The 20,273-nt window shown below is 35.9% G+C and carries 16 protein-coding genes; 11 read left to right on the top strand and 5 right to left on the bottom strand.

Features of this window, described 5'->3' with window-relative positions; all coding sequences use genetic code 11:
- Window positions 1-27: 27 nt before the first annotated feature.
- The 4 genes from VB796_RS19555 to VB796_RS19540 all read left to right on the top strand — a co-directional run bounded on the left by VB796_RS19555 (window position 28) and on the right by VB796_RS19540 (window position 7,010).
- Window positions 28-1,176, top strand: a complete 1,149-nt coding sequence (locus tag VB796_RS19555; protein WP_323348275.1) for an MraY family glycosyltransferase — start codon at window positions 28-30, stop codon at window positions 1,174-1,176.
- A 346-nt stretch (window positions 1,177-1,522) separates the two neighbouring features.
- Window positions 1,523-2,620, top strand: a complete 1,098-nt coding sequence (locus VB796_RS19550) for an efflux RND transporter periplasmic adaptor subunit (protein ID WP_323348274.1) — start codon at window positions 1,523-1,525, stop codon at window positions 2,618-2,620.
- A 90-nt stretch (window positions 2,621-2,710) separates the two neighbouring features.
- On the top strand, window positions 2,711-5,812 hold the full coding sequence (locus tag VB796_RS19545) for an efflux RND transporter permease subunit (RefSeq protein ID WP_323348273.1): 3,102 nt from the start codon (window positions 2,711-2,713) through the stop codon (window positions 5,810-5,812).
- Between the two features lie 283 nt (window positions 5,813-6,095).
- Window positions 6,096-7,010 (top strand): PfkB family carbohydrate kinase, encoded by a 915-nt coding sequence (locus VB796_RS19540; protein ID WP_323348272.1) that lies wholly within the window; start codon window positions 6,096-6,098, stop codon window positions 7,008-7,010.
- Between the two features lie 222 nt (window positions 7,011-7,232).
- Here VB796_RS19540 and VB796_RS19535 read toward each other — a convergent pair whose 3' ends face one another.
- Window positions 7,233-7,667 carry a CBS domain-containing protein gene (locus VB796_RS19535; RefSeq protein ID WP_323348271.1) on the bottom strand — a complete coding sequence of 145 codons (435 nt, stop codon included), beginning with the start codon at window positions 7,665-7,667 and terminating at the stop codon, window positions 7,233-7,235.
- Window positions 7,668-7,947: 280 nt separating this feature from the next.
- Complete coding sequence (locus tag VB796_RS19530; protein WP_323348270.1) at window positions 7,948-9,567, bottom strand: acyl-CoA carboxylase subunit beta; 1,620 nt, start codon at window positions 9,565-9,567, stop codon at window positions 7,948-7,950.
- A 264-nt stretch (window positions 9,568-9,831) separates the two neighbouring features.
- Here VB796_RS19530 and VB796_RS19525 point away from each other — a divergent pair, with 264 nt between their 5' ends.
- From VB796_RS19525 to VB796_RS19500, 6 genes are all read left to right on the top strand, one after another.
- Window positions 9,832-10,698: a DUF58 domain-containing protein gene (locus VB796_RS19525; protein ID WP_323348269.1), complete on the top strand. Its 867-nt coding sequence runs from the start codon at window positions 9,832-9,834 to the stop codon at window positions 10,696-10,698.
- An 85-nt stretch (window positions 10,699-10,783) separates the two neighbouring features.
- Entirely contained in the window at window positions 10,784-12,763 is a 1,980-nt protein-coding gene (locus VB796_RS19520) for an HpaII family restriction endonuclease (RefSeq protein WP_323348268.1), read from the top strand.
- Window positions 12,764-12,765: 2 nt separating this feature from the next.
- Window positions 12,766-13,002: a hypothetical protein gene (locus tag VB796_RS19515; protein WP_323348267.1), complete on the top strand. Its 237-nt coding sequence runs from the start codon at window positions 12,766-12,768 to the stop codon at window positions 13,000-13,002.
- Complete coding sequence (locus VB796_RS19510) at window positions 13,002-13,946, top strand: hypothetical protein (RefSeq protein ID WP_323348266.1); 945 nt, start codon at window positions 13,002-13,004, stop codon at window positions 13,944-13,946. The genes VB796_RS19515 and VB796_RS19510 overlap by 1 nt, the downstream gene beginning before the upstream one ends.
- Before the next feature lie 123 nt (window positions 13,947-14,069).
- Window positions 14,070-15,062, top strand: coding sequence for a VWA domain-containing protein (locus VB796_RS19505; protein WP_323348265.1), 993 nt, complete (start codon window positions 14,070-14,072; stop codon window positions 15,060-15,062).
- 105 nt (window positions 15,063-15,167) lie between these two features.
- Entirely contained in the window at window positions 15,168-16,991 is a 1,824-nt protein-coding gene (locus VB796_RS19500; protein WP_323348264.1) for a glycosyltransferase, read from the top strand.
- Between the two features lie 91 nt (window positions 16,992-17,082).
- Here VB796_RS19500 and VB796_RS19495 read toward each other — a convergent pair whose 3' ends face one another.
- The 3 genes from VB796_RS19495 to VB796_RS19485 form a co-directional block, all read right to left on the bottom strand.
- Window positions 17,083-18,594: a hypothetical protein gene (locus VB796_RS19495; RefSeq protein WP_323348263.1), complete on the bottom strand. Its 1,512-nt coding sequence runs from the start codon at window positions 18,592-18,594 to the stop codon at window positions 17,083-17,085.
- Between the two features lie 107 nt (window positions 18,595-18,701).
- On the bottom strand, window positions 18,702-19,130 hold the full coding sequence (locus tag VB796_RS19490) for a hypothetical protein (protein ID WP_323348262.1): 429 nt from the start codon (window positions 19,128-19,130) through the stop codon (window positions 18,702-18,704).
- 60 nt (window positions 19,131-19,190) lie between these two features.
- Complete coding sequence (locus VB796_RS19485; RefSeq protein WP_323348261.1) at window positions 19,191-19,619, bottom strand: hypothetical protein; 429 nt, start codon at window positions 19,617-19,619, stop codon at window positions 19,191-19,193.
- A gap of 266 nt (window positions 19,620-19,885) precedes the next feature.
- Here VB796_RS19485 and VB796_RS19480 point away from each other — a divergent pair, with 266 nt between their 5' ends.
- Window positions 19,886-20,260 (top strand): DUF423 domain-containing protein, encoded by a 375-nt coding sequence (locus tag VB796_RS19480; protein WP_323348260.1) that lies wholly within the window; start codon window positions 19,886-19,888, stop codon window positions 20,258-20,260.
- The last annotated feature ends 13 nt before the right edge of the window (window positions 20,261-20,273 follow it).

The following is a 20,273-nucleotide window of genomic DNA, read 5'->3' as shown; positions in this document are numbered from 1 at the left end:
CTTGTTCTATTATTTTTTAATATAATTATGACCGAATTATACTCAATTATTATAATTACTTCACTATTACTCTTAGTCTCCCTATGTACATCCTATGGAGTTAATAACTTTTTTCTTAAAAATGCTTCATCTTTTGGTAAGAATAAGGGAGGTAGTCAAATTAGGTGGGCAAGTGCCGCAAAGCCCCCAGTTGGAGGAATGTCATTCTATGCAGTATTTATCTTATTAGTGGTTTTAATTACTGCATCAACTTATTTTAAGATCCTTAAATGGGATTCTAATTATCTAATATTAGGTTTACTATTACCTATGACCATAGGCTTTTTTGTTGGTTTAGCTGATGACAGTTATAACACAAGTCCGCTTGTAAAGTTTATAGGGCAGTTCCTTTGTGGTATTTTTTTTATAATCTCAGGCAATTCTATTTATATTTGTGATGTAAGTTGGGTTAATTACTGGTTTACGATGATTTGGGTGGTAGGTATGATGAACTCAATCAATATGTTGGACAATATGGATGGTGTTGTGACAAGTGTTTCTATCATCTCATTGTTAGTTGCTCTTGTGATTGTTTTTAAATTAGAGCATTTGAATTTAGTTGATATTGCCTTAATTATTGGGACGCTTGGAGCTTTAATAGGCTTTCTGTTCTTTAATTGGAATCCTGCTAAAATTTATATGGGTGATACAGGCAGCCAATTTTTAGGTTCATTTTTAGCATGGGTAAGTATCCAATATTTTTGGATATTTAGAGATGAAACAGATGGAGGTTTCCAAGCACATCAATTTTTAGTTCCCGCATTGGCATTTACCGTTTCATTAATTGATACCACAACCGTAACCATTAGACGGTTAGCTCGTGGCGTTTCTCCATTCGTAGGTGGACGTGACCACATTACACATCATTTTGCCTATTTAGGTTTTTCTGATAAAAACGTGGTAAGGATATTGATTGGAATTTCATTATTATCGGCATTTGTAATTTGGATAATATTGGATGATTTGAAAAATAATCATTGGAATTTCTATAAAACACTGTCAGTAGTATTTTACTTTGTCACCACTTTTACAATAATTCAATATTTTTATGAAACAGCTAAACAAAAAATGCCGAAAAGTGCTGCAAATAAGCAAAGTGTTTTATTAGTTGAAAAATTAGATGAAATAAATCAGTAGTAACATATCTTTTTGAAATAAAGAATTTTAGAAATCTCTGCTCCATAGGCAGAGATTTTTTTATTCCTTTAATTCGTAAGCTTCTCTAATGTCATTAATTCAACCTCTAAATGGTTTATCGTTATTGATTAACGGAAGTATATACAATTTGACGGAAGTCAAGTTTTTTCAATAAAAACCTCACCCCCTCCGTTGGAGAGGGGAGCATTCGACCTCTTTTTTCTCCCCTCTCCAACGGAGAGGGGTCGGGGGTGAGGTTTTGCGTCAAATAGTATATAATTCAGTTGATTAAAGTAATTATTTACGTATTTTCGGGACTAAATTCAATTCATCAATTCTAAAATCTATGTCAAAAATTACGAAGAATATTCTGACGGTACTTACTATATTTATTATAATAGGATTGTTTTTTTATCCCAAGATTAAGGCTTTTTTGCAGCCAAAAGAGGGAAATGTTAAGAAAGAAGTGGCAGGAGATAGTAAGGGAGGAGGGAAAACTTCGGTAATTGTAGCTATTATAAAACCGACTCGTCTTGATGATTTGGTAAATACCAATGGAACGATTTTACCCAATGAGGAGGTGGAAATCAGAAGTGAAATTTCGGGAAGAATTGTAACGCTGAATATCAAAGAAGGTGATTTTGTACGTAAAGGCACAACTTTATTGCACATCAATGATGAAGATTTACAGGCTCGTTTGAAAAAATTGGGTTTTAATAAAAAATTGGCAGAGGATAATGAAGCTCGCCAAAAAAGGTTACTCGAAAAAGAAGCAATCAGTCAAAGAGAATACGATATTGCTGTCAATTCCGTGAATACGATTTCTGCTGATATTGAAGACCTATCCGCTCAAATTCAAAAAATGACTTTAAAAGCTCCATTTGATGGAACGATTGGTTTTAGATTTGTCAGTTTAGGAAGTTATATCTCACCTACTACAAAAATTGCAACACTTACAAATACCAATCCCGCTAAAATTGAGTTCGCAATTCCTGCTAAATATTCCTCGATTGTAAAATCAGGAAGTAAAATTGATTTTACCGTTGAAAACTCTGAACAGAAATTTATAGGAACGGTTTATGCAATCGACCCTAAAATTGACCCTAATACTCGAACATTACAAATTCGTGCGATTGCCCCAAACCCCAACAGAAAATTAATTCCAGGTTCTTTTGCGAGAGTCGAGTTGGTATTGAAAAGTAAGGGTTCTGCCTTGATGATTCCGACAGAATCTGTAATCCCAGAATTGAAGGGAAATAAAGTTTTTATTGTTAAAAATGGAAAAGCTACACCGATGAAAGTTCAATTAGGCGTAAGAGGAGAAAAAACGGTTGAAGTAATTTCTGGTTTGGCTATCGGAGACACGCTGATAACTACGGGTATTATGCAAGTTAAACCTGATGGAGAAGTCGATATAAGAGAAGTAATAACTCCAATAAAGTAACGCAAATTTTAATATTACCTCAAAAATCAAAATATCTTTGAATTTTTGAGAAAGAGAACCTTCATCAATTTATAAAACATATCCAAAATTATGGCTTCTATCTCCGAAACCAGTATTAAACGACCCGTTTTGGCGGTTGTAATGTCTATTTTGATTATTTTATTTGGGGTAATTGGATATACTTACTTGGGTATCCGAGAATTTCCGAGTGTTGACCCGCCCGTTGTGACCGTCCAGACGAACTATACAGGTGCAAATGCAGATATTGTCGAGTCGCAGATTACTGAGCCTTTAGAAGAATCCATTAACGGTATTGCGGGTATTCGTACGCTTACGTCTTCGAGTAGAGACGGGCGTTCAACTATTTCCGTTGAATTTGATTTAGCCGTTGATATTGAAGATGCCGCCAACGATGTACGTGACCGTGTGGCTCGTTCATTAGCGAACCTTCCGAAAGACGTTGACCCACCCGTAGTGGCAAAAGCTGATGCAGACTCAAATCCCATTTATTTTATCAACGTGAAGTCTGAAAAACGAGATTTATTGGAGTTGAATGAATTGGTTACTCGTAATATCAAAGAGAAATTTCAGACGGTAGCGGGCGTAAGTTCAGTGCAAATTTGGGGAGAGAAAAAATATGCTATGCGTTTGAGAATTGACCCTGTAAAATTGTCTTCGTATCGCTTAACTGCTCCTGATATTGTGAGTGCTTTGACCAAACAGAATATCGAATTGCCTTCTGGGAGTATTGAGGGAGCAATGACCGAGTTGACTGTTCGGACACAAGGACGCTTGACGACTGCCGAAGATTTCAATAACCTAATTCTCCGTGAGGAAGCCGATAAGGTAGTAAAATTTAGTGATGTTGGTTTGGCAGAACTTGCCCCCGAAAACGAAAAGACTTTCTTCAAACGTGATATGACTCCGATGATTGCGGTGGCGGTAATTCCACAACCTGGAGCCAATCAGATTCAAATTGTGGATGATGTTAAGAAGAAATTAGTACAAATAGAAAGCACTTTACCTGATGACGTAGAAATTACTTTAGGTTTTGACTATACACAATTCGTCAGACGTTCCATTACAGAGGTTGAAGAAACTATCTTTATCGCCATTGGGCTTGTTGCCTTAATTATCTTCATTTTCTTGCGTGACTGGCGTTCAACGCTTATTCCACTAACGGCTATTCCCGTTTCATTGATTGGCGTATTTTTCATTATGTACGTGATGGGTTTCTCTATCAACGTGTTGACTTTGTTAGGAATCGTTCTTTCAATTGGTTTGGTGGTAGATGATGCTATTGTGGTTTTGGAAAATATTTATGCCAAAATCGAAGAAGGAATGTCGCCTTGGGATGCTTCTTTGGCAGGTTCAAAAGAGATTTATTTTGCCGTAATTTCTACAACTGTGACGTTAGCTGCGGTGTTTTTGCCTGTAATTTTCTTACAAGGAATTACAGGAAGACTTTTCCGTGAATTTGGGATTGTGGTGGCTGGTTCGGTAATTATTTCAGCTTTTGTTTCGCTTACTTTAACGCCAATGTTAAGTTCTAAAATTTTGAAAGGTGGACATCATCAGCCTTGGTTTTATAGAGTGACAGAACCATTTTTTCAAGGATTTACCAGTGCTTATGAAAATTCATTGGCAGGTTTTCTGTGTATCAGAGGTACGGCTTGGGTTCTGATGATTTTGTTTATCGGAATTATTTATTCACTCTTCAAATTTGATGCAATTCCTTCAGAACTTGCCCCGATGGAAGACAGAGGTGGTTTTAGGATTTCGGCAACTGCTCCAGAAGGGGCAACTTTTGAGTATATGTTGGGCATTACCGACGAAATGGGTAATTTCTTGATGAAAGAATTATCGTCAACTGAAAGAATTGGGGTTGTGACGATTACTTCGCCACCCTTCGGAAATGGAGGTGCCAATACGGGAGCAATGCGAGTGGTTTTGCGTGATACAATTGCCCGTAGAAGCCAACAAAAAATTGTGGAGGAAATTCAGCCTAAATTGAAAAAATATACGGGTGCAAAAATGTTTGTTATCCAAGAACCAACCATCCAAACAGGTCAACGTGGAGGAGGTTTGCCTGTTCAATTTGTAATCCAAGCCGCAAATTTTGACAAACTCAAGAAAGCTATCCCAGAATTTATGGCTAAAGTTCGGGAGTCCCCAAAATTTGAAGTTGCCGACGTGAATTTGAAATTTACAAAACCAGAATTACGCTTAGAAATTGACCGTGAAAAAGCACAAAATTTAGGAGTTTCTATTCAAGATGTAGCTCAAACACTTCAATTGGGGCTTTCGGGACGTAGATTTGGTTATTTTTTAATGAATGGAAAACAATACCAAATTATTGGACAAATTGACCGTCCTGAGCGAAATGACGTGTCAGATTTACGTTCATTGTACGTAAAAAGTAATCGTGATGAATTGATTCAATTGGATAATTTGGTGAAAATTACCGAGCAAAGTACACCCCCTCAATTATTCCGTTATAATCGTTATGTGGCGGCTACGGTACAAGCACAAGCGGCTAAAGGTGTAACGTTGGGAGAGGCATTAGATGAAATGGATAAAATTGCGAAAGAAACGTTAGATGCTTCTTTTTCAACAGCTTATGATGGACAGTCGAAGGAATTTAAAGAATCTTCTTCATCTTTAGTATTTGCATTTGCTTTGGCTTTAATTTTGATTTATTTAATTCTTTCAGCTCAATTTGAGAGTTTTGTTGACCCTTTAATTATCCTCTTGACTGTTCCTTTAGCAGTTGCAGGAGCGTTATTATCACTTTGGGATTTCTCGCAAACCTTAAATATTTTCTCACAAATCGGAATTATTGTATTGATTGGTTTAGTTACCAAAAATGGTATTTTGATTGTGGAATTTGCCAATCAACGCAAAGAAATGGGAAGGACAAAATTAGAAGCTGCCAAAGAAGCTGCTGTGGCTCGTTTCAGACCAATTTTGATGACTTCGCTTTGTACTATTTTGGGTATTTTACCGATTGCATTGGCTTTGGGAGCAGGTTCTCAAAGTAGAGTTTCGATGGGAATTGCCGTAGTAGGAGGGATGTTATTTGCCACAACTTTAACGCTTTACATTATTCCTGCGGTTTATAGTTATATGTCGAGAGATTTGAAACCACAAGGTGGACAAATTAAAAGTGAAGAATTAGTTGAAGCGGTTTAGTTAATGGTGAGTTGTGATTTAGTTAATGGTGAGTTGTGATTTAGTTAATGGTGAGTTGTGATTTAGTTAATGGTGATTTTAATAATCCTAAAATCCTTCAATCCCATAAATCATGGTTCAGAATGAGTGTTATGTGATTTTACAATCTAAAAAACATTCAATCCCCATAAATCATAGTTCGGAACAATATTGTAACTTTGCATATTCATAAAAACCTAAGCAATAGTGTTTTGGGTTTTCACTTATAAGGTTTATCCTCCATTTTAATTTTTAAAATCAACGAATGAGTTTATTAGCAATCGGTTCGGTGGCGTTTGATGCCCTCGAAACTCCCTACGGAAAAACAGACAAAATTATTGGTGGTGCAGGTACGTACATTTCTTTGTCGGCATCTTATTTCAAAACCCCTATCAACTTAGTTGCCGTAGTAGGAGAAGATTTTCCCCAAGAATATATTCAACTTCTTGAAAATAAAGGTGTTGACACAAGAGGACTTCAAATTAAGAAAGGTGAAAAATCATTCTTTTGGTCTGGTCGTTATCATAATAACATGAATTCTCGTGACACATTGGTGACAGAATTGAACGTTTTAGGTACGTTTGACCCAATTGTTCCTGCTGAATACCAAGATTGTCAATATTTGATGTTAGGAAATCTAACGCCAGCAGTTCAAAAAACGGTAATTGACCGTTTGGCAAATCGTCCTAAATTGATTGCAATGGATACCATGAATTTCTGGATGGATATTGCCATGGACGATTTGAAAACTGTCTTGAAAATGGTTGATGTTTTGTGTATCAATGACGAAGAAGCTCGCCAGTTATCTGGAGATTATTCATTAAGAACTGCCTCAAAAACAATTATGGCAATGGGGCCTAAAACCTTGATTATCAAGAAAGGTGAGCATGGTGCATTGTTATTTCAAGGAGATAAAATGTTCTTCTGTCCAGCGTTACCATTGGAAGAAGTTTTTGACCCAACAGGAGCAGGAGATACTTTCGTAGGCGGATTTATTGGCTATTTAGCGAAAACAGATGATATTTCTTTTGAAAACATGAAACGTGCTATCGTTTATGGTTCAGCAATGGCTTCTTTCTGCGTAGAGAAATTCGGTACAGAGCGTTTAATAGATTTATCAGAAGATGAATTATCTGCTCGTGTTGCAGAATTTAAAGATTTAGCTGGATTTGACGTTTAGGAGTATGATTTTTTGTTGGTATTTCTTGGTAGAGACAAGGCAATGCCTTGTCTAATTAACCTATTGACAATAAAACAAATATACAAGGCAATGGACTAAACAAATAGAGACAAGGCAATGGACTAAACGAATAGAGACAAGGCATTGGACTAAACAAATAGAGACAAGGCATTGGACTAAACAAATAGAGACAAGGCAATGCCTTGTCTCTACCCAAATATTTTACATTCCTCCAGAAATAAAATTCTGTAAATGATTGATTGTATTTTTCTGATCTTCAATAATATATCTCACCACGTCACCCATTGAAACCAAGCCAACTACGTGGCTATCGGCAACTACTGGTAGATAACGTATGTGTTTGTCGGACATTAACTCCATACATTTTTCGATAGAATCTTCAAACTTCACTGTTGCAGGGGATGGTTGCATAATTTGCGAAACTAAGGTATCATGTGAATGTTTCCCTTTCACAATTACTTTTTGGGCATAATCTCGTTCAGTTACTACGCCAACGAATTTATCTTCATTGTAAACAACCAATGCTCCAATATTTTTTTGAACCATAATTTCTAAGGCATCATAAACCGTTTTTGATGCGTCAATTACCGTAACTGTATTTCCTTTGTGATAAATAAGATTGGAGACTTTTTTCATAACCGATTAGTTTTAGTTTTTAGGAAGTAAAATTTATACAAAATATTTGATAAATGCAAGTTATATTTTGCTGGGATATTTAGTCTTTGGAGTTTAAGAATAGACTTTTGAGGGTAAAGTTTGAAAGCTATTAATGAAAATAAAAAAACGGTGTAAAGAGCTATGCCAATACACCGTTTATAATTAGTGGTTATCCCAATTTTACTTTATGAGTAATATATTGTTTTAATATAGTAAAGTGAATTTTGTTAAAGTTTTACTTTGTTTTTTCATTTACTTCTCAAACCTGAAAAACTCCAACTTTTAAATCTTTCGTGATTGGAGCATGATTAGCCGCCTCAATCCCCTTTGAAATGACCTTTCGAGTGTCCAGTGGGTCAATGATTTCATCCACCCAAAGTCGAGCCGCTGCGTAGTATGGCGTAGTTTGAGTGTTGTAGCGTTCCATAATTTCCTGTAAAATAGCATCTTCCTCTTCTTTGGTTAAAACCTTTCCTTTAGCTTTCATTGAGCCAATTTGTGTTTGTAAGAGCGTTTTGGCGGCTTGTTCACCGCCCATTACTGCTATTTTTGCCGAATGCCAAGCGTAAATAAAACTCGGATTATATGCCTTTCCGCACATGGCGTAATTGCCCGCTCCGTAAGAATTTCCGATGATAATGGTAAATTTAGGAACGATAGAATTAGAAACGGCATTAACCATTTTCGCTCCGTCTTTGGTGATTCCCGAATGTTCAGAGCGACTACCAACCATGAAACCCGTTACATCTTGTAAGAAAACCAATGGAATTTTCTTTTGATTGCAATTCATCACAAAACGAGCAGCTTTGTCGGCTGAGTCATTGTAAATCACACCACCAATTTGTACTTCGCCTTTAGCACTTTTCACGACCATACGTTGATTTGCCACAATGCCAACCGCCCAACCGTCGATGCGAGCGTATCCGCAAATGATAGTTTTTCCATAATCTTTTTTAAATTCGTCAAATTCCGAATTATCTACCAATCGCTCAATGATTTCGAGCATATTGTAAGGTTTTGTTCTTAGTTCTGGGAAGAAATTGAGTATTTCTTCTGGGTTTTTGGTTGGTTCTTTTGCTTCAACTCTGTCGAAACCAGCATCTGGATGTTTACCTAATTTACCAATTGTGCGTTTTACTTGGTCTAAACATTCCTGTTCGGTTTTGAATTTATAATCGGCAATTCCCGAGATTTCAGTATGTGTAACTGCACCGCCCAAAGTTTCAGCGTCCACATCTTCCCCAACTGCGGCTTTTACTAAATATGGCCCAGCCAAAAAGATAGAACTTTGACCTTCCACCATTAGCGTTTCGTCCGACATGATGGGCAAATACGCTCCACCCGCTACGCAACTGCCCAAAACGGCTGAAATTTGCGTAATTCCCATCGCACTCATGAGTGAATTATTGTAAAAAACTCGCCCGAAATGCTCACGGTCGGGGAAAATTTCGTCTTGCATTGGTAGAAAAACGCCTGCACTATCTACCAAATAAATGATTGGTAGGTGATTTTGCATGGCAATTTCTTGAAAACGAAGATTCTTTTTGCCTGTAATAGGAAAGTACGCTCCTGCTTTTACGGTTTGGTCATTGGCAACAATAACACAAAGTCGCCCAGATACATAACCTAAACCGCCAACTGTGCCTCCCGCAGGACAACCGCCATGTTCAGCGTACATTTCGTAGCCTACAAAAGCTCCGATTTCTAAGAATTCAGAGTTGTCGTCAATTAGGTAATCAATGCGTTCACGGGCGGTAAGTTTACCTCTTTCGTGTTGTTTTTGAATGTTTTTGAGTCCTCCGCCCAACTTGATTGTTTCAAGGCGTTTTTTTCTTTCCTCGAGGAGGTTTTGATGAGATGTTTGAGATTGGATATTCATTGTTTTTGATTGTTGATGGAATAAATGCAAGATAGTTTTTTTTAGGAAATGAATTTTATTTCTTTGTGATTTTCATGATGCAAACGGAAATATAGGTTTGACAAATAAGTAATATAATAATGACTTATCAGGCTTAAATGCTTATTTTTGAGTTCTGAATGAGGTTATTAATATATCAGAGCAACTGAAATTATTAAAGAGCGTAGCTTGAGGATTATATTGCTGAAACACTAAGTCCCAACGCCTAACTCCCAGTCCCTAAAAATGAATCCAAACGAGTTTTTATCCAAACTTCATAAATATGAAATCAAAATTCGCAAGGCGGTAACATCGCAAATGCGGGGGAATTTTCATTCTATTTTTAAAGGTTCTGGCTTGGAATTCAGTGATTTACGTTTGTACCAATACGGAGATGATGTTCGCCTTATCGACTGGAACACCTCAGCGAAAGGTCACGGAACTTATGTGAAAATCTTTAAAGAGGAAAAAGAACAAACGGTTTTTTTCGTATTGGATGTGAGTGCTTCGCAGGATGTTGGACGCTCGAATCGTTCAAAATTAGATACCAGTAAAGAAATTTGTGGCGTTTTGGCGTTATCAGCGATAAAAGAGGCAAGTCATGTGGGATTATTGTGTTTTTCCGACCAAAAAGAGAAATATATAAAACCTGCCAATACGCTAAAACACGGGTACAGGACGATTTTGGAGCTTTTTAAACTCAAAACAGACTCGGCAGGAACAAACTTAAAAAAGATGATTCTGTTTACTTTGGACGTGTTGAAAAGACGAAGTTTAGTGATTTTAGTGTCTGATTTTATTGATTCGGGCTATGAAGAAAACCTAAAAGCTCTTGCCCGTAAACATGACCTTATTGTGATTCACCTTTACGACCAAAGAGAAACGAATTTACCCCGTTTGGGCATCATTCCTGTTTTTGATACCGAAAGCCGTAAAACCATTTGGGTAAATGCGTCTTCAAATTGGTTTAGAAACCGAATGAAAAACCTTTTTGAGAAAAACTCAGAACAATTAGACCAAATTTGTAAGCAAAACAAAGCCAATTATTTAGCCATTGACGCTTCAGAAGATTATGTTCCGAAGCTGGTTAAATTGTTTAAGGTTAGGAAGTGATTTTTTAGATGGTAGATTTTTGAGAAATGTAAAAAAAGTATTGTTAAGTATCTTAATAAGGTAGAAATAGAGTATTAGAGAAAGTATGAAAGAGGAAAGTACATTTAAATTTATTGATTTATTTGCAGGTATTGGTGGGTTTCATTTAGCAATGCACCGCTTAGGAGGGGAATGTGTATTTGCATCAGAAGTTGATTCATTTGCTCGTAAGACCTATGAACATAATTTTGAAAAAATATCACCAAATTTATTTTCTGAAGGTTTTTTTAATGATGATATAAGAAATATAATGCCAGAAGAAATTCCAGATTTTGATGTCTTATGTGCAGGATTTCCATGTCAGCCATTTAGTCAAGCAGGTCAGAAAAGAGGGTTTGATGATAATCATAAGTCTGAAAGAGGCAATTTATTTTTCAATATTGCTGAAATAATAGAAGCAAAGAAACCAAGAGCATTTTTTCTTGAAAATGTAACAGGATTAATTCAGCACGATAATGGTAAAACATTTAAGACAATTCGTCAAATATTAGAAGGTGAGCTTGGGTATTCCTTTTATTATCAGGTTGTTAAAGCATCAGACTATGGATTGCCACAATTAAGACCAAGGGTTTTTATTATTGGTTTTAGGGATGATAGCTTTATGAATGGGTTTAACTTTCCCGCTAAAGAACCATTGAAATTTACAATGAGTGATGTTTGGGAGGGGAATTGTGATAGGAAGATAGGGTTTACTATACGTATTGGTGGGCGTGGCTCTGATATTACAGACAGAAGAAATTGGGATGCTTACCGTGTGGATGGTATTGTTAAAAAGCTATCTTATATCGAAGCGAGAAAAATGCAAGGATTTCCCAATGATTACGAATTTCCTGTTAGCCCAACTCAAGCAATAAAACAGTTAGGTAATAGTGTCGCTGTTAACGCTGTAGAAGCAGTTGGAAAAAATGTTATTATCTACATGAATAGCCTAAATAAGAATATTATAACTATGAAAAAAACTAAGAATAAAGGAGAGTGGACTGAATTATTAGTATTTATTAAATTATTATTAGAACAACGAGTCTTCCTTTCAGATGAGAAGCTAAATCCAACGATTAACTTTTTCGATATTAAGAAAGTAACGACTCAAAATCTTGATTTAGAGTTTTTTATTATAAATCAATCAGAGATAGAAATACGTAATAAAAAAAATGGTGAAACTAAATTAATAAACATTGACCAGATTATTAATAGGCAAATATTAGGTGATATTGTTAATAAGATAAAATTAGGAGAAGCTACATTTGAGTTGCCAGATTTTGAGGTCATTCAGAATACTTTAGGATTTTCTGTAATAAAAGGAGGTAATAGTAATCAGAAAGCAGATATAACTTTAGATATAGACAATTTACTATTAGCGAAAGAGAATGAAGGTTTTGGGATAAAGTCTTATTTAGGTAGTAAACCTACACTTTTAAATGCTTCGGGTAATACTAATTTTATCTTTGAAGTAATAGGGTTAGATAAAAATAAAGTTGACGAAATAAATAAAATAGATACAAAAACTAAATTAAAAGATAGAATAGAGTTGATAGAGGCATATGGAGGTGTATTTCATTATCAAGGTCCAGAAAAAGATACAATGAATTACAACTTAAAAATGGTTGATTCATTAATGCCTTTAATAATTGGGAAAATATTACTTGCCTTTTATAAAAAAAGAATAGCATCAATTGCCCAGATTATAGACGATATTCATAATGAAGGTATACTAATGAGTGAAATACAATATGAGGATAAGCAATATTTAGAACATAAAATTAAAAAATTCTTGATAGATATTTTATTAGGTTTTTTTGCAGGAAGTAAATGGAATGGAGTTTATGATGCCAATGGTACGATTATCGTAAAGTCGACAGGAGATTTTGTAGCTTTTCATATAGTTGATTTAGAAAGTTTGAAAAACTACCTTTTCCACAAAATAAAATTAGATACACCATCTACAACAAGGCATAGATTTGGAAAATTAATTTTAGAAAAAGATAATCGAATATACTTCAAATTGAATCTACAATTGAGATTTTAACCATGATCCCGACTTTCCACCCGAACATAGTTTATACAGAAGATACATTAAACTTATATGCTCAATTATACAATTTGACATTAACTGATTGTATAAAAGATGATGGAGAGATAACGATTTCGGATGTTATAGAAGGTGAGCCAATTTGGATTTTTAAAATTATAGATGGAAACTATTTGACATTTGACCGTACTTTTAAACTTGCTTGGCAAGATGACGAGTATTTGAGTAATATATAATGACCCCAAAATCCCTAAAATATCTATTAATTATATCTCTGTGTACGGTAATTCCCTTAAAAGCAATTGCTCAAATCCCCAGTTGGACACCACCCAAAGGGAAATTCCTGAGTGATAGTATAAAAGTAGGTTTGCCCGTAAAATATGCACTCAGTTATCGTCACAAGGCAACTGCTGATATTTTTTTCCCTGATTCGTCTTATAATTTTGCTCCTTTTGAATTGGTAAATCGTGTGTATTTTCCAACGACAACCGATATAAATGGTAGTTTGGATAGTGTTATTTATACCTTGATTTCTTTTGAGGTTTCGCCTATACAGGAATTGAGCTTACCTGTATATGTACGTGCTAAACAGGATTGTACTCGGGTTTTTGCACCAATGGATAAGGTTATTCTCGAAAGTATTATTAGTACAGAAAGTAATGTTGATACGATGTTACTGAAAAAGGACACTCATTTGATTCCCATCAAACAGCAAGTGAATGTGCCACTTATTCTCTTGATTTTTATTGCTTTGGCTATTTTAGCAGCTTTAATTTTTTGGTTTTTCGGAAAGCCTATTCGCAGACAAATACGATTATTTAATTTTAAAAGAAGGTATGATGACTTTCAAAAACTTTTCCAACGTCTTAGTCGTGGAACGGATGATGCCCAGAAACGTTTGGAGAATATCGAAAAAGCGGTTGTTCTTTGGAAAAAATATATTGAACGACTTGAAAATAAGCCATTTACGACTTTTACAACAAAAGAAATTTTAGATAATTTAGACGATAATCGTTTGTCTGATGCTTTACGAGAAATTGACGCTACCGTTTATGGAGGCGTTTATTCAAACAAAACGATTGCTTCTTTACGAATTCTTCAAGAATTGGCAGAAGGACTTTATCTGGAACATCGACAAGAATTAGCACTTGGTAATCAGCAAGTGGTTACTGGTAATTAGTTATTGGTTGATTGGTTTGCATAAGAGTCTCATTTACAATAAATTAACTTCTTGTTGTTCAAGATTTAAAATTAATTTACCAGTTTTCTAATCACTAATAACTAATCACCATTTATTTACAATATGCAAGATTGGTTTTCAAAATATTGGTTTTTCCCCTCAACCCTTTCGAGTTTCGATTGGGCACATCCTTTCTATTTATACAGTTTACCACTAATTCCGATTTTATTTTTGTTGAGAGATTGGCTACGAAATAATTCTACCCAAAAGTTAAATGTTGCTTTTCCCGCCAATGAAATTCAATCAAACTGGATTAGTTTTTTGCGTTTTATTCCAGGTGTTTTTTTGATGTTTACAACGGCTCTTATTATTTTAGCTTTGGCTCGTCCGCAACGCTCAATTTCGGAAGAAGACCAATTCGGTGAAGGCATTGATATTATGTTGGCAATGGATATTTCTAAATCAATGGACAATAAAGATATTCCCCCAAGCCGATTGACGGTTGCTAAAAATGTGGCAAATCAATTTATAAAAGGACGTAAACAAGATAGAATTGGCTTAGTAATATTTTCGGGCGTACCCAATTCATTATGTCCACTGACTACCGATTATGAAATGTTGAAAGATTATATTGACGATATTTCGTCGAGTCACATCAATGTATCAGGGACGGCAGTTGGTAATGCCCTCGGAATGTGTATCAATCGTTTGCGAGAAATTGACTCTAAAAGTAAAGTTGCTATTTTAATTTCGGACGGAGACAATACCGCAGGAAACCTTGACCCCGTAACGTCGGCACAGTTGGCAAAAGCCTTTAACGTGCGAGTTTATACCATTGCTGTTGGAAGTGAAAAAACAGCCACTGATAAAGTTGATGAAGGAACTCTTCGAGAAATTGCAAAGATTAGTGAAGGAAAGTTTTTCCGTGCCAGAGATGCTCGTTCTTTAGAAAATATCTTTAAAGAAATTAACCGATTAGAAAAAGGGGAAATTAAACAAAACCAGTACCGTAACGTCCAAGATTTTTATCATCCATATTTACGATGGGCAATTGTATTTTTCTTGATTTCTTTTGCCTTAAAAAGCACTTTTATGGGTAATATCTTAGAAGATTAGGTCTTTTTTAAAAAAACTCACATTTCAGGAAAACTTTACGGAATAATTTAACATATTTGATAATATTATTCATTTTTATAAGATTTAATTACCCCAATCCAACGTATGGAAATCCAAAATCCTCTCAAATCTTCTGCTAATAAGCAAAAAGTCTTAATCGAAATCGCTTGGGAAACCTGTAATCAGGTGGGTGGAATTTACACCGTTATCAGAACAAAAGTGCCTTCGATGGTTGAAAAGTGGGGAGATAATTACTTCTTACTGGGCCCATATTTTCCGCAAACAGCCTCTGCAGAATTTGAACCAATTCATGATTTGGACGACTCTTTACTCGGAAAAACCATTCAAAAAATGCGTGCAGCAGGTTTGGGCGTTCATTATGGCTATTGGTTGATTACAGGAAAACCTCGCATTGTTCTTTTTGACTTAGCTTCGGTAACAGATAAACTTAATGAACTTAAAGCCCGACTTTGGGAAAGACATAAAGTATCTACTTTGAATGTTGAAGACATCGTAAATCAAACCGTTTTGTTTGGTGAAATGATTCGTATTTTCTTGACTGAATTAGCCCAAGACCAAGCCAATAAATCAGAAATTGTAGCTCATATCCATGAATGGATGGCAGCAACTTCTGTACCCGACTTAAAAGCGGACGGTGTGAAAATAGCAACGGTTTTTACTACCCACGCTACCATGTTAGGGCGTTATTTGGCAGGAAATGTGCCTGATTTTTACGATAAATTACACACCTTCAACTGGCTGGATGAAGCACGCCATTACGGAATTGAAGCACAAGCAACGATTGAGCGAATGGCAGCAAATATGTGTAATGTGATGACAACCGTGAGTGATGTTACGGCTCGTGAATGTGAGTTTTTATTAGGTAAAGTTCCCGATTTAATTTTACCTAATGGTCTAAATATTACTCGTTTCTCGGCAATGCACGAGCATCAAAATCTCCACACTAAATTCAAAGATAAAATTAATGAATTTGTGATGGGGCATTTCTTCCAAAGTCAACCATTTGACCTTGAAAAAACACTTTACTTCTTTACTTCTGGACGTTATGAATTCTCGAATAAAGGATATGATATTACACTCGAAGCCCTTGCTCGCCTCAATTGGAAGATGAAACAAGCTAAGATTGATAAAACCGTCGTGATGTTTTTTATTACCAAACAACCTTATCATTCTATCGACCCAGAAGTGCTGCAATCAAGAGCAGTAATGGACGAAATCCATGAAACTTGTAATTCTATCGAAGAGCAAATTGGTGAAAAATTATTCAAGGCTTCGGCAATGGCAACCGATTTGAAAATGCCTGATTTGAATGATTTTATTGATGAATATTGGCGTTTGCGTTTACGTAGAACCATTCAGACTTGGAAAACCAATAAGCGTCCGAAAGTAGTAACGCATTTACTGAAACAAGAAGACGGAATCACGGATTATACTCGGAAGGCAAACTTGATGAATAATCCTGACGATAAAGTAAAAATTGTTTATCACCCAGATTTTATCGTTTCTACTAATCCACTTTTTGGGTTAGATTACGGACAGTTTGTAAGAGGTTGTAATCTGGGCGTGTTTCCAAGTTATTATGAACCTTGGGGATATACACCTTTGGAATGTATCGCTCGTGGCGTGCCTACTATCACGTCTGACCTTTCGGGTTTTGGAGATTATATGATGCAAATCATGCGTGATTATGAACAATGGGGCGTTATGGTGGTAAATCGTACTTCGCAGGATTTTCATAAAGCGGCTGAACAACTTTCAGAAATGTTATTGAAATTCGTAAAACAATCACTTCGTGAACGAATTACACAACGTAACCGTGTAGAAAGTATTTCAGAAACGTTTGATTGGAGTAATTTGAGAAGCTATTATGACACTGCTCATGATTTGGCTTTGAAACGTAAAAAATAGAATTTGATTTGTAGGAACTTGCCGAAAATTCAGAATTTTCGGCAAGTTTAATAGTAAACTTCCAAATGCTCCTCTTTATTTGTAAAACCTACTACATCACACCAGTTGCTAAATAATTTAAAGCTTTCAAACTTGGCAATAAACAATAAGCCGTCCCTCTGGTTTTAATTAATAATGGCAAATTATTAATAATTATCGAATCAGATTGAGTGGGTGTAGCTGGATTTTGAATTGGTATCGTAAAAGTATTTACCACACCTGGATAATTTCCACTATTTGCACTTGATGGTCTATTTCCCAATAAAGCATCTTGCGGAGGTTTTGTGACTGAATAATCGGGTGCTGGACTGAAATTATTATAATTCATCCAACCATACAGTTTTTCAAATTGTTGTGCAATACTTCCACAAAGAAATAAGCCAATCAACCCTCTATCAACATTGTCATTAGTATTTCCGATAAGTTCTGCTCCGTAAGACATCCCTCTTCTCAAAATTCTTGGCACACCTAAAGTTCCTTCGCCTTGTGTTAAGGTTTGGTCTCTTGGATTTGTTACCCGTGTATGTGCTGAAAAAGGACATTTAAAGCTACTTTGAACATCTTGATTTGGACTTGGAACGCCAGGAGTCGCATATTCAAAATCTTCGCTTCTGGCCGTTGCTGGGTCTGGAGCATCTGGACTAAGCATTAGGGGAGAACCATTACGCCATCGTCCTACCAATTTTGCCGCAAACCATTCAACCAACTCATCTTGACTTAGCCCTAAATAAGCCAATTTCGCCACATTATTGGGGTCTGTTGCCTGAGCAATCAAGAAATTGTTAAATGCTGCAACATCTTGGTATAAAATTCTAAAAGCATTATAACACCCATCAAAAGCAAATTGAGCTTCTGGATTAGAAGCAATATTACTCGAAGGGCCTGGGTCAATCAATGAATATTGCGGATAACCAATCAAAAAATTATCCAAATCAGCTTGATTAGCAGTTGCTTTACTTGTAGGCGTACTCAAAGCTGGTTCTGAAATGCCATCAGTATAACCAAAGTGTATTTTAGCGGGGTCATTTTCAACAATTGACTGATAGAGTCTTCCGTCGCCATCTTTTAAGGGTAATAATTCCGTTAAACCATTGGTGGTGGCAGAAGTAGTAATCGTTGAAATGATTTGGGTTAAATCAGCATCTGTTAGGGCATAGGCATGAACTACGCAATGTAAATCTGGATTTTGAAAATTATTATACCACCATTTTGAAGGTGAGCTATCATCAAAATCACCTAAAGATTGTTGAGAACCACCTGACCAAGGGCCTTGTTGAAATTCATACGGGAAGGTACTTTTTGAGGACTTGGCAACGCCAAGAATCTTTAATCCATTAAAGGTAATGCCAATATTTAGCATTGAAGCAGGCTTATTATTTCCCCAATCAACGGCAGGTTGAACTCTTGGGTATAAGTCTGAAAAAAAACCTTTAGTATTGAGTGTTACCGTAGGAGCTTTAAAACTGAACATCAAATGACATGAATACGGATGCGTATAACCACGAAGGATTAGCCCTTGAATATTTGACTTATCAGGAGAAGGAGAAGTAGTTGTGCCAGACATTTTGAATATATTTTAGGGCTATCAATCAAGTGTGAAATATGCAGACAAAACTCAGCCCTCATATTTCACACTTAGTACACCCATATATGTTGAGAAAGTATTGATTTTTAACCTTGATTGTAGGCAATAACCTGTGCAACGGTATCATTATACGCCTGATATAAGTCTGCTGGTTGGCTAAGATTGTTGCTATTGATAAAATTCTCAAAACTACTCTCAGTAAGAATTGGCAAAGGTGGATGTGTCACGGCAATGGCAGCGATGGCATTCAAAAGAGCCTTAAAATCAAAACCTGAGTCCCAAAATGTATTCAAATATGGGTTCATTGCTCCATCAAAAACGGTAATGAGCGTAATGGCATTGATGCCTTCGCCTGAAGCATTAGGTATCAAAATCAAACGAGCATAATGCACAATTTGAATTTCGGTGAGTATCGGAGTAACAATTGACATAAAGTCTTTATAAAGAGCTTTTGCCGCCAATTGAGCAATTTCGTTTTGTTTAATCGGAATATATAATGTGAGTGGAGTTGCCATTTTATTAGTATTTTAAAATTGTTTTGACGCTTTGAATAATAGAATAAATTACTGCCTAAATTAACCAGCATTATACGCCAATACCTGAAGAACAGTATCGTTGTATGCTTGATATAAATCAGCAGGTTGACTTAGGTTATTGCTATTAATGAAGTTTTCAAAACTGCTAAGCGTACTAATGGGTAATTGTGGTGGGTCAAGAGCAATAGCCGCAACAGTGTTTACAAACGTATGAAAACTATCACCGCCATTCCAAAAGGTACTTAAATATGGATTCATTGCACCGTCAAAAGTGGTTACTAACATAATGGCATCAATGCCCGTTCCGTCAGCATTTGGAATGAGTACCAAACGAGCATAATGAACAATTTGGATTTTAGATAAAATGGGCGTAATCGTATCGACAAAACCATCATAAAGATTTTGGGCAATTTGTTGTGCCGCAGCGTCTTGTTTAATGGGTACATACAATGAAAGTGGCGTTGCCATAGTTTTTAGAATTTAGATTTTTTGCTTACTCTTTTGAAGGCTTTTCAGCTTACGCCTTTTTGTACAAAATTCTGATAAATATCAACGCCTTAAAAGGGTAGAAATACCTGTTTTATAGAAGAATATTATTGATTTTATGGGAATAAATGATTTAACAGTTTTTGGTGTATAGCTTCCTAAAAATTATTCATACTTCCTCCGTTCAAATTATTTACCTTTGTAGCAATCATTAGAATCATTTTCAAACTCATTGATAAAATACCCAAATGAATAAATTTTTCATCCAATCAGGAGCAGTTTTAGCTGGCTTATCCGTTGCCCTTGGTGCTTTTGGTGCTCACGCATTTAAGGTAGCTTTAGAAGCAACTAATCGTACAGAAACCTTTGAAACAGCCGCTCATTACCAAATGTATGGTGGCTTGGCTTTGATATTAGTAGGAATTTTGACGGATAAAATTTCGCATAAATTTCTTTCGTGGGCAGGTAATGCTTTCTTGATTGGAACTGTGATTTTTTCAGGCTCACTTTACCTAATTTGTGCCACAGGCGTAACGATGTGGGGAGCAGTTGCACCCATTGGCGGAACGAGTTTGATGATTGGCTGGGTTTTATTTTTGGTAGGAGTTAGTAAGAAGTCATAGCATTTAGCACTAA

This window comes from Arcicella sp. LKC2W (assembly GCF_034931005.1).
Classification (GTDB): Bacteria; Bacteroidota; Bacteroidia; order Cytophagales; family Spirosomataceae; genus Arcicella.
The sequence above is the reverse complement of the archived record's forward strand: the minus strand, read 5'-3'. Positions and strand labels throughout refer to the sequence as shown.

What these genes read in the sequence shown, in the direction of transcription:
- VB796_RS19525 (WP_323348269.1), top strand. Translation starts at nt 9,832, where the DNA reads ATGAATCCAAACGAGTTTTTATCCAAACTTCATAAATATGAAATCAAA.
- VB796_RS19530 (WP_323348270.1), bottom strand. Translation starts at nt 9,567, where the DNA reads ATGAATATCCAATCTCAAACATCTCATCAAAACCTCCTCGAGGAAAGA.
- VB796_RS19490 (WP_323348262.1), bottom strand. Translation starts at nt 19,130, where the DNA reads ATGGCAACTCCACTCACATTATATATTCCGATTAAACAAAACGAAATT.
- VB796_RS19505 (WP_323348265.1), top strand. Translation starts at nt 14,070, where the DNA reads ATGCAAGATTGGTTTTCAAAATATTGGTTTTTCCCCTCAACCCTTTCG.
- VB796_RS19495 (WP_323348263.1), bottom strand. Translation starts at nt 18,594, where the DNA reads ATGTCTGGCACAACTACTTCTCCTTCTCCTGATAAGTCAAATATTCAA.
- VB796_RS19540 (WP_323348272.1), top strand. Translation starts at nt 6,096, where the DNA reads ATGAGTTTATTAGCAATCGGTTCGGTGGCGTTTGATGCCCTCGAAACT.
- VB796_RS19510 (WP_323348266.1), top strand. Translation starts at nt 13,002, where the DNA reads ATGACCCCAAAATCCCTAAAATATCTATTAATTATATCTCTGTGTACG.
- VB796_RS19480 (WP_323348260.1), top strand. Translation starts at nt 19,886, where the DNA reads ATGAATAAATTTTTCATCCAATCAGGAGCAGTTTTAGCTGGCTTATCC.
- VB796_RS19500 (WP_323348264.1), top strand. Translation starts at nt 15,168, where the DNA reads ATGGAAATCCAAAATCCTCTCAAATCTTCTGCTAATAAGCAAAAAGTC.
- VB796_RS19520 (WP_323348268.1), top strand. Translation starts at nt 10,784, where the DNA reads ATGAAAGAGGAAAGTACATTTAAATTTATTGATTTATTTGCAGGTATT.
- VB796_RS19535 (WP_323348271.1), bottom strand. Translation starts at nt 7,667, where the DNA reads ATGAAAAAAGTCTCCAATCTTATTTATCACAAAGGAAATACAGTTACG.
- VB796_RS19485 (WP_323348261.1), bottom strand. Translation starts at nt 19,619, where the DNA reads ATGGCAACGCCACTTTCATTGTATGTACCCATTAAACAAGACGCTGCG.
- VB796_RS19550 (WP_323348274.1), top strand. Translation starts at nt 1,523, where the DNA reads ATGTCAAAAATTACGAAGAATATTCTGACGGTACTTACTATATTTATT.
- VB796_RS19555 (WP_323348275.1), top strand. Translation starts at nt 28, where the DNA reads ATGACCGAATTATACTCAATTATTATAATTACTTCACTATTACTCTTA.
- VB796_RS19515 (WP_323348267.1), top strand. Translation starts at nt 12,766, where the DNA reads ATGATCCCGACTTTCCACCCGAACATAGTTTATACAGAAGATACATTA.
- VB796_RS19545 (WP_323348273.1), top strand. Translation starts at nt 2,711, where the DNA reads ATGGCTTCTATCTCCGAAACCAGTATTAAACGACCCGTTTTGGCGGTT.